The organism is Pseudomonas sp. LG1E9, from assembly GCF_003290225.1.
Lineage (GTDB): Bacteria > Pseudomonadota > Gammaproteobacteria > Pseudomonadales > Pseudomonadaceae > Aquipseudomonas > Aquipseudomonas cyclaminis.
Window position 1 is genome coordinate 1,466,835 of sequence record NZ_CP029983.1, and the last position, 11,531, is coordinate 1,478,365.

General features: G+C 61.3%; 12 protein-coding genes. 6 read left to right on the plus strand and 6 right to left on the minus strand.

Features of this window, described 5'->3' with window-relative positions; genetic code table 11:
* Nucleotides 1–56 precede the first annotated feature (56 nt).
* The gene (locus DNK50_RS06855; RefSeq protein WP_112193264.1) at nt 57–956 is read left to right on the plus strand and encodes a PA4780 family RIO1-like protein kinase; all 900 of its coding nucleotides are present in this window, start codon (nt 57–59) and stop codon (nt 954–956) included.
* A 371-nt stretch (nt 957–1,327) separates the two neighbouring features.
* Here DNK50_RS06855 and cueR read toward each other — a convergent pair whose 3' ends face one another.
* The 3 genes from cueR to DNK50_RS06875 form a co-directional block, all read right to left on the minus strand.
* Nucleotides 1,328–1,729, minus strand: a complete 402-nt coding sequence (gene cueR, locus DNK50_RS06865) for a Cu(I)-responsive transcriptional regulator (protein WP_112193266.1) — start codon at nt 1,727–1,729, stop codon at nt 1,328–1,330.
* On the minus strand, nt 1,726–3,927 hold the full coding sequence (locus DNK50_RS06870) for a cation-translocating P-type ATPase (RefSeq protein ID WP_112193268.1): 2,202 nt from the start codon (nt 3,925–3,927) through the stop codon (nt 1,726–1,728). Before DNK50_RS06870 ends, cueR begins: the two co-directional genes overlap by 4 nt.
* A 66-nt stretch (nt 3,928–3,993) precedes the next feature.
* Nucleotides 3,994–4,374, minus strand: coding sequence for a hypothetical protein (locus DNK50_RS06875; RefSeq protein ID WP_099583564.1), 381 nt, complete (start codon nt 4,372–4,374; stop codon nt 3,994–3,996).
* A 147-nt stretch (nt 4,375–4,521) separates the two neighbouring features.
* Here DNK50_RS06875 and DNK50_RS06880 point away from each other — a divergent pair, with 147 nt between their 5' ends.
* Together DNK50_RS06880 and DNK50_RS06885 are read left to right on the plus strand one after the other, a co-directional pair.
* Entirely contained in the window at nt 4,522–4,719 is a 198-nt protein-coding gene (locus DNK50_RS06880; protein WP_112193270.1) for a heavy-metal-associated domain-containing protein, read from the plus strand.
* An 84-nt stretch (nt 4,720–4,803) separates the two neighbouring features.
* Complete coding sequence (locus DNK50_RS06885) at nt 4,804–5,997, plus strand: multidrug effflux MFS transporter (protein ID WP_099583562.1); 1,194 nt, start codon at nt 4,804–4,806, stop codon at nt 5,995–5,997.
* Nucleotides 5,998–6,005: 8 nt separating this feature from the next.
* On the opposite strand, the gene DNK50_RS28905 is transcribed toward DNK50_RS06885, so the two are convergent.
* Both DNK50_RS28905 and DNK50_RS06890 read right to left on the minus strand, forming a co-directional pair.
* Nucleotides 6,006–6,179: a hypothetical protein gene (locus tag DNK50_RS28905; protein WP_177411507.1), complete on the minus strand. Its 174-nt coding sequence runs from the start codon at nt 6,177–6,179 to the stop codon at nt 6,006–6,008.
* Nucleotides 6,180–6,325: 146 nt separating this feature from the next.
* Nucleotides 6,326–7,339: a zinc-binding alcohol dehydrogenase family protein gene (locus DNK50_RS06890; RefSeq protein ID WP_112193272.1), complete on the minus strand. Its 1,014-nt coding sequence runs from the start codon at nt 7,337–7,339 to the stop codon at nt 6,326–6,328.
* Between the two features lie 116 nt (nt 7,340–7,455).
* Here DNK50_RS06890 and DNK50_RS06895 point away from each other — a divergent pair, with 116 nt between their 5' ends.
* Nucleotides 7,456–8,382, plus strand: coding sequence for a LysR family transcriptional regulator (locus DNK50_RS06895; RefSeq protein ID WP_112193274.1), 927 nt, complete (start codon nt 7,456–7,458; stop codon nt 8,380–8,382).
* 138 nt (nt 8,383–8,520) lie between these two features.
* Nucleotides 8,521–9,207, plus strand: a complete 687-nt coding sequence (locus DNK50_RS06900; RefSeq protein WP_099583559.1) for a helix-turn-helix transcriptional regulator — start codon at nt 8,521–8,523, stop codon at nt 9,205–9,207.
* A 46-nt stretch (nt 9,208–9,253) separates the two neighbouring features.
* Here DNK50_RS06900 and DNK50_RS06905 read toward each other — a convergent pair whose 3' ends face one another.
* The gene (locus tag DNK50_RS06905) at nt 9,254–10,207 is read right to left on the minus strand and encodes an adenosine deaminase (RefSeq protein ID WP_032887105.1); all 954 of its coding nucleotides are present in this window, start codon (nt 10,205–10,207) and stop codon (nt 9,254–9,256) included.
* A 193-nt stretch (nt 10,208–10,400) separates the two neighbouring features.
* Here DNK50_RS06905 and DNK50_RS06910 point away from each other — a divergent pair, with 193 nt between their 5' ends.
* Entirely contained in the window at nt 10,401–11,492 is a 1,092-nt protein-coding gene (locus DNK50_RS06910; RefSeq protein ID WP_112193276.1) for a calcium:proton antiporter, read from the plus strand.
* Nucleotides 11,493–11,531 lie beyond the last annotated feature (39 nt).

Consider the following 11,531-nt stretch of genomic DNA (forward strand, 5'->3'; position numbering starts at 1 on the left):
CCGTATAACGAGTGCCATACGCGTATTTGGTAATAAAGGACCCACAATAAAAGCTGATGAAGACTCCTAAACGCATTGAACCCCTGATCGAAGACGGTCTGGTCGACGAAGTGCTGCGCCCTCTCATGAGTGGTAAAGAAGCAGCTGTTTATGTGGTGCGCTGCGGCAACGAATTGCGTTGCGCCAAGGTTTACAAGGAGGCGAATAAACGAAGCTTTCGTCAGGCCTCCGAATACCAGGAAGGCCGTAAGGTCCGTAACAGCCGTCAGGCCCGGGCCATGGCCAAGGGCTCCAAGTTCGGTAAGAAAGAAACCGAGGATGCCTGGCAGAACGCCGAAGTGGCGGCGTTGTTCCGCCTGGCCGGCGCGGGCGTTCGCGTGCCCAAGCCCTACGACTTCCTTGAAGGCGTGCTGTTGATGGAACTGGTGGCCGACGAATACGGCGATGCGGCGCCGCGTCTGAACGACGTGACACTGGAGCCGGATCAGGCGCGCGAATACCACGCCTTCCTGATTTCCCAGATCGTGCTGATGCTGTGTACCGGCCTGGTGCACGGTGACCTTTCCGAGTTCAACGTACTGCTGACGCCTACCGGCCCGGTGATCATCGACCTGCCCCAGGCGGTCGATGCGGCGGGCAACAACCATGCGTTCAACATGCTGGAGCGCGACGTGGGCAACATGGCTTCCTACTTCGGACGCTTTGCCCCGGAGTTGAAGAAGACCAAGTACGCCAAGGAAATGTGGGCGCTGTACGAAGCCGGCACCTTGCACCCGGCCAGCGTCTTGACCGGTGAGTTCGACGAGCCGGAAGAATTGGCGGATGTGGGCGGCGTGATCCGCGAGATTGAAGCGGCGCGGCTGGATGAAGAGCGCAAGCAGGCGATTCGAGCGGCAGACGATGCGCCATCTAGCAAAGTGCCGGACGAGCCACCGCCGCCGCCCTGGATGCAGTGATCTCAGGGTAGATGAGGTTAAAAATGTGGGAGGAGGCTTGCCTCCGATAGCCATAGGTATCTACACAACTTCCCGTGGATACTGAATCTATGGCAACTGGGCTGTTGTGGTGAGCGGGCTTGTCCCGCGCTGGGCTGCGAAGCAGCCCCATCAAAGCCACCGCGTTTTTTCAGAAAAACCAAGTTGCCTGGTTTTGGGGCTGCTGCGCAGCCCAGCGCGGGACAAGCCCGCTCACCACAGAGTTATGTATAAGCCTTTGAGAGTTGTGTAGATAGCTATGCTCCGATAGCAGTGGGTCAGTCTCAGTATCTTTAACTGAGCCACCGCCATCGGGAGCAAGCCCCCTCCCACAATGATTTTTGCACAGTCTGTCAGCCGCAGCAGTTTCCCGCTGCCAACTCTTTGAGTATCGGACAGTCCGGTCGATGATCGCCCTGGCAGTGCTCCATCAGGTCCTGCAAGGTATCGCGCAGTTGCTCCAGCTCGCGAATCTTGTGGTTCAACTCGTCAATGTGCTGGCGGGCCAGGGCCTTCACGTCGGCGCTGGCCCGTTGCCGGTCCTGCCACAGGGTCAGCAGCTTGCCGACCTCTTCCAATGAAAACCCCAGATCCCGCGAGCGTTTGATAAACGCCAACGTGTGCAAATCCTGCGGGCCGTACACACGGTAGCCGCTGTCCGTGCGGTGGGCGGCTTTGAGCAGGCCGATGGATTCGTAGTAGCGAATCATCTTCGCGCTCAGCCCGCTTTGGCGAGCGGCTTGGCCGATGTTCATGGGCGTTGATCCTCCAGGTCCTTGGGTTTCCAGGTTTTCAACAGCAGAGCATTGCTCACCACGCTGACGCTGGACAAGGCCATGGCCGCGCCCGCCAGCACCGGGTTGAGCAGGCCGAATGCGGCCAGGGGGATACCGATCAAGTTATACACAAAGGCCCAGAACAGGTTCTGGCGGATTTTTGCATAGGTCTTGCGGCTGATCTCCAGGGCGGCCGGCACCAGGCGCGGGTCGCCGCGCATCAGGGTGATCCCGGCGGCGTGCATGGCCACGTCGGTGCCGCCGCCCATGGCGATGCCGATATCGGCGGCAGCCAGGGCCGGGGCGTCGTTGATGCCGTCACCGACCATCGCCACTACGCCGGTTTTTTTAAGCTCGGCGACGGTGGCGGCCTTATCGGCGGGCAGCACTTCGGCGTGCACATCGTCGATGCCCAACGCTTGCGCGACCACGCGGGCGCTGCCGCGATTGTCGCCGGTCAGTAAATGGCTGCTGATGTGCCGGGCCTTGAGTTGCTCAACGGCTGCCAACGCACCGGGCTTGAGGGTGTCGCCAAAGGCGAACAGCCCGAGCACGCGCGGTTGCGGGCCCTGTTCGATCAGCCAGGACAAGGTGCGGCCTTCGGCTTCCCAGTCGTTGGCGGAGCCTGCCAGGTCCCGCGCGCTCAAGCCGCTTTCCTCCAGCAGGCGGCGATTGCCCAGGGCCAATGGCCGGCCGTCGAGGGTGCCTGCAATACCACGCCCGGTCAGGGACTGGCTGGCGCTCACATCCGCCACCTTCAGCCCTTGTTCGTTGCAGGCATCCAGCACGGCCTTGGCCAGCGGATGTTCGCTGCCACGTTGCAGCGCGCCGGCCTGTTGCAGCAGCACGGCTTGATTGCCATCCACCGCGACCAGGTGCGCGATCTTTGGCGTACCGGAGGTGAGGGTGCCGGTTTTGTCGAAGACCACGGCGCTCACCTCATGGGCGCGTTCCAGGGCTTCGGCGTCTTTGATCAGGATGCCATAGCGGGCGGCAACACCCGTGCCGGCCATGATTGCAGTCGGCGTGGCCAGCCCGAGGGCGCAGGGGCAGGCGATGACCAGCACCGCCACGGCGTTGATAATCGCCGTTTCCAGCGACGCGCCGTACAGCCACCAACCCACCAGCGTGAGCAACGCCAGTACCAGTACGGCCGGGACGAAGACCTGGCTGACTTTATCCACCAGTTTCTGAATCGGCGCCTTGGCGGCCTGGGCGTCTTCGACCAGGCGGATGATGCGTGCCAACACACTTTCCGCGCCAAGGGCGGTGGTGCGCACCAGCAGGCGACCTTCACCATTGATGGCGCCGCCGGTGACGTTATCGCCGGGTTGTTTGGGTACCGGCAGGCTTTCGCCGCTGATCAGCGCCTCGTCGGCATGGCTTTGGCCTTCGATCACTTCACCGTCCACCGGGAAACGCTCGCCGGGTTTGACCAGCACCTGGTCATTGAGCTGCAGCGCGCTGATCGCGACATCCTCTTCGCGCCCATCCTGTACACGCAGGGCGCGTTCAGGGCGCAAGGCCTCCAGGGCTCGGATGGCACTCGCGGTCTGGCGTTTGGCGCGGCTTTCCAGGTATTTGCCCAGCAGCACCAGGGCGATCACCACCGCCGATGCTTCAAAGTACAGGTGCGGCGCCATTCCAGCCTGGGCGGTGAGCCATTCGTAAATACTCAGGCCATAACCGGCGCTGGTGCCGACGGCCACCAGCAAGTCCATATTGCCGGCACCGGCGCGCACAGCTTTCCAGGCGGCTATATAGAAGCGCGCACCAAAAATGAATTGCACGGGGGTGGCGAGGGCGAATTGCACCCAGGCCGGGAGCATCCAGTGCAGGCCGAAGGGCTCTACCAGCATCGGCAGCACCAACGGCAGGGCCAGCGCAATCGCCAGCAGCAGCGACCAACGCTCGCGGTGCAGGCGCTGGGCTTGATCGGTCTCGGTGGCTATTTCGCTTTGGGGCAGGCTCGCGCTGTAACCGGCCTTGTCGACGGCGGCGATCAGCACGGCGGGGTCCATCTGGCCCTGCACTTGGACGTGGGCACGCTCATTGGCCAGGTTGACGCTGACGCTTTGCACCCCCGGCACCTTGCCCAGCGCACGCTCGACACGCCCGGCGCAACTGGCGCAGGTCATGCCGCTGATGGGCAGATCAAAGGTGGTGGATCCATTCATGGGGCAGTCCTCCAGGAGAAGTTGCCCCTAGGATCAACCTTGACCTGTGGGTAAGGTCAAGCGCCTTCAGTAGTCCAATGCAGCGGCTTTGAGGTACATGCCGTCCGGGCCTTGGGCAATCCGCAGCTTGCGTACATCACCGGCCTTGAGCTTGATGTTCTGCGCGGGCGGGGCGAGCAGGCCTGGCAGACAGCCCGGCGCCTGGCCCGGCAGCAGTTTCAGGCGCAGTGACACATCGCCAGCTGGCAGGTTGAAGGAGGTGGCCTGTTCCTGAAACAGCCGGCCGGCCAGTTGGTCATTCAGGTAGAGGCCGATCTCGCAGTTGGTCAGCACTTCCAGGCGCTCCCGGGAAATGATCAGCACCGCATAGTCTTGATCGGCACTGGCCATGGGCGCAGCGGCAGACAAACTCATCAAGCCGGCAAGGGCAAAAAACGACCAGCGCATGGCGAATGCTCCGTGGTATGAATCAAAGATGGCTCAAGCTTGGCCGACAGTGCCGACGAATACCAGCCCGGCCGATTTTTTCAGAACTTGACCTTGCCATCGTGGCAAGGTCGAGACTGATTTCAACCTCATCAAAGGAGTCATGTCATGCAAGTATTCAGCGTTGAAGGAATGACCTGCGGCCATTGCGTCAAGGCCGTGACCCAGGCGGTGCAGAGCCAGGACCCGGCGGCCAGTGTGAAGGTCGATCTGGCGGCAAAGGAAGTGGGCGTGGAAAGCCGCCTGTCTGCCGAAAAGGTGATCAGCCTGATCACCGAGGAAGGCTACAGCGCCAAGCTCGCCTGATTTTAATAGTTAGCGAGCTATCGTTATGTTCAAGGCACCCAGGCCCGGCTAGACTGTCGGGCTGCCGACTCTCTTGGGTGCCTGATGAACCTTCGCATAATCCTGATCCTGGGTGCCTTGAGCGCCTTCGCGCCGCTGGCGATCGACTTTTACCTGCCGGGCTTTCCGGCAATGGCCACGGCCTTCGCCACCGATGAAAAACACATCCAGCTGACCCTGGCGGTGTACTTCGCCGGCCTGGCCATTGGCCAATTGATCTACGGCCCGCTGGCGGATCGTTTCGGTCGACGTGGGCCGCTGCTCAGCGGCGTGACCCTGTTCACCCTGGCCTCGTTCGCCTGCGCCTACGCGCCCTCCCTGGATTGGCTGATCGGCGCCCGCTTCGTGCAGGCCCTGGGCGGGTGCGCCGGCATGGTGATTTCCCGCGCGGTGGTCAGCGACAAATGCGACGCCGTGGGTTCGGCCAAAGTGTTTTCCCAATTGATGCTGGTGACCGGCCTGGCGCCCATCCTCGCGCCGCTGGCCGGCGGCGTGATGGTCGGGTTGTGGGGCTGGCAGTCGATCTTCCTGGCGTTGACGATCTTCAGTGTGATGGCCGCCGTTGCTGTGGCATTCGGCCTGCCCGAGACCTTCCCGGCCCATCAGCCGCGCCAGCCGTTGTCGGGCTCGTTGCGCCGCTACTTTGGGTTGCTGTCCGACCGGGTTTACCTCGGCTACGCCCTCACCGGCGCGCTGTCGATTGCCGGGATGTTTGCCTACATCGCCGGTTCACCGTTCGTGTTTATCAAGCTGTATGGCGTGCCCGCCGAGCATTACGGCTGGGTGTTTGGCTCCAACGCCGCAGGCTTCATCCTGGTGGCGCAGCTCAACGCACGCCTGCTGGCCAAGCGTGGGCCGGCGTTTTTGCTGTCGCGTTCGGTGTGGGTGTATCTGCTGGCAGGCCTGACGCTGCTGGGCATCACTGCGTTGCGCACTGATGCGCTGTGGCCATTGCTGGTGCCACTGTTTATCTGCATCGCCAGCCTGGGCTGCATTTTGCCCAATACCTCAGCCTGTGCCATGAGCGGGCAGGGCGCACGGGCCGGCAGTGCGTCGGCATTGCTTGGCTGCATCCAGTTTGGTGTGGCGGCGGGGGCGGCGTCGTTGGTGGGGGTGTTGCACGATGGCACGGCCATGCCGATGGCGATGGTCATCAGCCTGTGCGGTGTATTGGCGGTGACGGTGGCCGTGTCGACCCAGCGCCTGCAACGGGCGAGAGCCGCGCAAGCGCAGGTCTGACGAGCGGGTCAGCCAGCGGCGGAATGTTGCTGGCTGATTGGAAAGCGGTGGGGCGCCTGGATGCGCGCTTGCAGGGTATCGGCAAAGGCGCGTGCCTCGGCTTCAGTGTGAAAAGTAATCGCCTTCTGGTCCAGACGAACTTCCCACTGGGATTTTGCTAACGCTTTTATCAGGATCTTCATTGCTGACTTCCTCACGTAAAAGAATCGTGGCAAAGGCGGCCAATATAAACCCGAATACGCTCACAAATATGACAAAGATCAACTCTCTGACTAGCGGTGTCGTCCATTACTTACACGAATAAGGGACGACACTGACAGCCGTTATTTCAGAAGCCTTCCAGCACGATCTTGCCCTTGGCCTTGCCGCTTTCCAGCAGGGCGTGGGCGCGACGCAGGTTCGCTGCATTTATCACACCGAAGTGCTCGCCCACCGTGGTTTCCAGGGTGCCGGCGTCGATCAGCTCGGCCACCCGATTGAGCAGGTTGTGTTGCTCAATCATGTCGGGCGTCTCGAACATCGAGCGCGTGTACATGAACTCCCAATGCAGCGACAGGCTCTTGCGCTTGAGCTTGCTCACGTCCAATGCCTTGGGGTCGTCGATCAGTGCCAGTTTGCCCTGGGGCTGTAGGGCTTCTACCAGTTGATCCAGGTGATGGTCGGTCTGGGTCAGGCTGGCAACGTGGGTCACCTGCGGGTGGCCGGCGTGTTTCAGCGCTTCGCTCAGCGGTTGGCTGTGGTCGATCACCAGATCGGCGCCGAGCGCCTTGGCCCATGCCTGTGTTTCCGGGCGCGAGGCGGTACCGATCACTTTCAATGCGGTGAGCTGGCTGGCCAGTTGGGTCAGGATCGAACCGACGCCACCGGCAGCGCCGACGATGAGCAGGCTCTGGCCTTCGTCGTCTTTACCCTCACGCACTTGCAGGCGCTCGAACAGCAGTTCCCAAGCGGTGATGGCGGTCAGCGGCAGCGCGGCGGCTTCGGCAAAGCCCAGGCTCTTGGGCATATGGCCGACGATACGCTCGTCCACGGTGTGCAGTTCACTGTTGCCGCCTGGGCGTACCAGGGAGCCGGCGTAGAACACCTTGTCGCCGACCTTGAACAGGCTCACGTCACTGCCGACCGCCTTGACCACACCGGCGACGTCCCATCCGAGCACCTTGGCGGCGCCGTTTTCCGGGGCGACGTTCTGGCGCACCTTGGTATCCACCGGGTTCACCGAAATGGCTTTGACTTCCACCAGCAGGTCGCGAGGGCCGGCGATGGGCTCCGGCAATTCGATGTCTTGCAGGGATATTTCATCGGTGATGGGCAGTGATGCGTAGTAGGCAATGGCTTTCATGGGGGCTCCAAAACAGCAGGTGAACGGGATGGGCAAATAATTGGTTATTTCCCAAGAACATAAAAGCCGCTAAAACAGCACTCTGTTTCAATAGAATTTTGATAATCGGGGGGAGCATGCTGCGCTTTGATGATTTGCAGTTGTTTGTGCGCGCGGCCGACCTGGGCAGTTTGTCGGCGGCGGCGCGGGTGATGGACTTGTCGCCCGCCGTGGCCAGCGCGGCACTCAAGCGTATCGAGCAACAGTTGGGCACACGTTTACTGGCGCGCTCCACCCGCAGCCTGCGCCTGACGGCCGAAGGTGAAGGCTTTCTGGAGTATGCCCGCGCCGCGTTGAGTTCTCTGGATGAAGGGCGGCGCCTGTTGGCCAGCGGCCAGGACCATGTCAGCGGTGTGCTGCAACTGTCGGCCCCCTCGGATTTTGGCCGCAACCAACTGCTGCCGTGGTTGGACGAATTCCAGCGTGAGTACCCGCAGCTCACCGTGCGCCTGTTGTTGGGTGACCGGATTGCCGACCTGTTTCGCCAGCCGGTGGACATTGCCCTGCGCTATGGCGAACCCGAGGATTCCAGCCTGGTTGCACTGCCCGTCGCGCCGCACAACGTTCGTGTGCTGTGCGCGGCGCCCAGTTATCTCGCACGCCACGGTGAGCCGCGACATCTGGAGCAATTGGCCCAGCACAATTGCCTGCTGTATATGCTCGGCAGTCGCGTGCATGACCACTGGACCTTTCACGACGGCAAGCGCGACGTCAGCCTGACGGTCAGTGGCGACCGTTTCAGCGACGATGCCGACGTGGTGCGCCGCTGGGCCGTCGCCGGTGTAGGCATTGCCTATAAATCCTGGCTGGATGTGAGCACCGACGTGCTGGCCGGGCGCCTGCGCCTGATCCTGCCGGAGCTGCGCGGCGAGCGCACACCGCTCAATCTGTTGTGCGCGCATCGCGCGCAGTTGAGCAAACCCATCAACCTGTTGCGAGAAATGCTCGTGTCTCGCTGTGCGACATTGACCGCTCAATTGCCGGAGCGATTAGGCGCTAGGTAAATAGCCTCCATCACACAAGGAAATTTCACTCAGATGCTGTCCCTATTCGCGCTGTAAGACGCTAAGGAACTGCCGGTTTACGCCCCTATACTTTGGCGCCAACCGCAGTACAAAAATAAGTCGACAGGGAGTGAATCGATGGAAGAGGCACCATGCATCAGTCAGATCGCCAGCTTGCTCGCTGAGCCAAAACGCACCGCCATGCTCTGGTCCCTGATGGACGGCTCGGCCAAGTCCTCTGAGGAACTGGCTACGCTTGCCGGGCTGTCGCCGGCCTCGGCCAATGCGCATCTGGCACGGCTGACTGGGAGTGGTTTGCTACGGATCGAAGCCCGGCGCGGTAAACGGCTGTTCCGCGTGGCGGCTGTCGACGTGAGCGTCGCCATCGATGCCTTGGCCAGTACCACCCTGGCCAGCGCAATACGCAGTTCGCCGGATGCTCCACCCTTGGCGTTGGTGGCGCCACCATTGTTGCGCCATGTTCGGCTGTGCCGGGGTCACCTCGGCGGTGAGCTGGCGGCGGGGCTGTATGAACGGATGTTGGTGGCGGGGTGGATCGAGCGTCGCGAGCAACGCATTGAAGTCACGGTCAAGGGTGTGCAGCAATTGGCGGGCCTGGGTATTTTTACTCAAGCCCTGGCATCACCGCTGGTGTGCGACTGTTTCGATTGGAGCCAGCAGCAACCGCACCTGGGTGGCGCGTTGGGCGCGGGGCTGTTGCAGTTGTTCCTGCAATCGAACTGGATCAGCCTGGTCAACGAGGCCCGGGCCGTGGTGGTCAACGACGTCGGGGTGGCGGAAATCGCCCGATTGGCTGCGCTGTAGGAGCAAACGCCCTCGTCACAGGCGCTCACTCCCACATTTGCTTACGTCACGGCTTTACGAGTCGCGCATCCAGGCTGTTCTGCGCCAGACGTTTGGCCTGGTCCTGGGTCATGCCCAGAGAGGTGTACAGCGCGTGGAAGTTCTCGGTGACATAACCACCAAAGTACGCCGGGTCATCGGAGTTCACGGTCACCTTCACACCACGTTCCAGCATGTCGAGGATGTTGTGCTGGGCCATGTCGTCGAACACGCAAAGCTTGGTGTTGGACAGCGGGCACACGGTCAGCGGGATCTGCTCGTCGATGATGCGCTGCATCAGGCGCTCGTCTTCGATGGCGCGCACACCGTGGTCGATTCGCTGGATTTTCAGCAGGTCGATGGCTTCCCAGATGTACTCCGGTGGGCCTTCTTCGCCGGCGTGGGCAACGGTGAGGAAGCCTTCATGACGGGCCCGGTCGAACACCCGCTGGAACTTGCTCGGCGGGTGGCCCATCTCGGAGCTGTCCAGGCCCACGGCCACGAACGCGTCACGGAACGGCAGCGCCTGGTCGAGGGTTTTCTGCGCTTCGTCTTCGCTCAGGTGGCGCAGGAAGCTGAGGATCAAGCCGCTGGTGATGCCCAGTTGCTGCTCGCCATCTTTGAGTGCAGCAGCGATGCCGTTGAGCACGACTTCGAACGGCACGCCACGGTCGGTGTGGGTTTGCGGGTCGAAGAAGGGTTCGGTGTGGATCACGTTCTGTTCTTTGCAGCGCAGCAGGTAGGCCCAGGTCAGGTCGTAGAAGTCCTGGGAGGTGCGCAGTACATCGGCGCCCTTGTAATACAGGTCGAGAAACTCTTGCAGGTTGTTGAAGGCGTAGGCCTTGCGCAGGGTTTCGACGTCGTTCCATGGCAGCGCAATCTTGTTGCGCTCGGCCAGGGCGAACAGCAGCTCAGGCTCCAGCGAGCCTTCCAGGTGCAGGTGCAGTTCAGCCTTGGGCAGGGCGTTGAGCCAATCGTACATGTCTAAATTCTCATCAGGTGCAATGGGCGCATTCTACAGGTCATGGCTGAAATAATCGGTAAAACCTGACCGGCAGGAGAGTATTCGTTTAATTCACGCAATAGGGTTCTGAACTAAGGTGTAACGAAACGTTAGCAGCGTGGCGCAGTCTGTACCCCATCAATGACTGATTTGCTGTACGAAAAGGCCCCGAATGCTCTCCTCTCTCAAGCAAGAAAAATTCATGCTGTTGGCGCTGATTGCCGCCATCGCCGCCTACCCGCTGGAGCACTGGATGCTGCACAGCGGGCAAATGGTCGCGCTGCTGGCAGGCGTGGCGCTGATCGGTTTTATCGTGGTGGCGTCCATGCGTGTGGCCCATCACGCCGAGCAATTGGCGGAAAAAGTCGGCGACCCTTACGGCACGATGATCCTGACCCTGGCCGCCGTGCTGGTGGAAGTGGTGATCCTGGCGATCATGATGAGCAACGAGCCGTCGCCCACCTTGGTGCGTGACACCATTTACTCCGCGGTAATGCTGGATATCAACGGCATCCTCGGCCTGGCCGCGTTGATGGGCGGCATCAAACATGGCGAGCAGTCCTACAACGATGACTCGGCGCGTACCTACAGCGTGATGATCCTGACGGCCATGGGCGTGTCGATGGTGGTGCCGGAATTTATCCCCGAAGCCGACTGGAAAATTTACTCAGCCTTCACCATTGGCGCGATGGTGGTGCTCTATACCCTGTTCCTGCGCATGCAGGTGGGGCCTCACAGTTATTTCTTCAGCTACAGCTACCCGGAAAAACGCCGCAAGAAACTGGCGGAAGAGGAGCAGACGCCGCCGGTGAACCTGGCGTTCTCCATTGGCACGCTGGTGTTTGGCGTGATTGTGATTGGCGCGCTGGCCGAGGTGATGTCCAAAACCCTCGACCTGGGTCTGGAAGGCACGGGCGCACCGCCAGTGATCACGGCGATTGTGGTCGCGGCGATCTCGGCAGCACCGGAAATCCTGACAGCGTTGCGCGCTGCATTGGCCAATCGCATGCAGTCAGTGGTGAACATTGCGCTGGGTGCGTCGTTGTCGACGGTGATTTTGACAGTGCCGGTGATGGAGGCGATGGCGCTCTACACTGGCCAGCCGTTCCAGATGGCGATGACGCCAGTGCAAACCGTGATGGTGTTTATCACGTTGATTGTCAGCGCGATCAACCTCAACGATGGCGAAACCAATGCCATCGAAGGGATGACCCATTTTGTGTTGTTTGCGACGTTTATCATGTTGTCTCTGCTGGGGTTGTAGGAACACAGCAGATAAAGGTGTGGGAGAGGTCAAACCCTC

Excerpts from the sequence above, each read along its gene's own strand:
- DNK50_RS06855 (WP_112193264.1), top strand. The coding sequence starts at position 57 with ATGAAGACTCCTAAACGCATTGAACCCCTGATCGAAGACGGTCTGGTC.
- cueR (WP_112193266.1), bottom strand. The coding sequence starts at position 1,729 with ATGAACATCGGCCAAGCCGCTCGCCAAAGCGGGCTGAGCGCGAAGATG.
- DNK50_RS06870 (WP_112193268.1), bottom strand. The coding sequence starts at position 3,927 with ATGAATGGATCCACCACCTTTGATCTGCCCATCAGCGGCATGACCTGC.
- DNK50_RS06875 (WP_099583564.1), bottom strand. The coding sequence starts at position 4,374 with ATGCGCTGGTCGTTTTTTGCCCTTGCCGGCTTGATGAGTTTGTCTGCC.
- DNK50_RS06880 (WP_112193270.1), top strand. The coding sequence starts at position 4,522 with ATGCAAGTATTCAGCGTTGAAGGAATGACCTGCGGCCATTGCGTCAAG.
- DNK50_RS06885 (WP_099583562.1), top strand. The coding sequence starts at position 4,804 with ATGAACCTTCGCATAATCCTGATCCTGGGTGCCTTGAGCGCCTTCGCG.
- DNK50_RS28905 (WP_177411507.1), bottom strand. The coding sequence starts at position 6,179 with ATGAAGATCCTGATAAAAGCGTTAGCAAAATCCCAGTGGGAAGTTCGT.
- DNK50_RS06890 (WP_112193272.1), bottom strand. The coding sequence starts at position 7,339 with ATGAAAGCCATTGCCTACTACGCATCACTGCCCATCACCGATGAAATA.
- DNK50_RS06895 (WP_112193274.1), top strand. The coding sequence starts at position 7,456 with ATGCTGCGCTTTGATGATTTGCAGTTGTTTGTGCGCGCGGCCGACCTG.
- DNK50_RS06900 (WP_099583559.1), top strand. The coding sequence starts at position 8,521 with ATGGAAGAGGCACCATGCATCAGTCAGATCGCCAGCTTGCTCGCTGAG.
- DNK50_RS06905 (WP_032887105.1), bottom strand. The coding sequence starts at position 10,207 with ATGTACGATTGGCTCAACGCCCTGCCCAAGGCTGAACTGCACCTGCAC.
- DNK50_RS06910 (WP_112193276.1), top strand. The coding sequence starts at position 10,401 with ATGCTCTCCTCTCTCAAGCAAGAAAAATTCATGCTGTTGGCGCTGATT.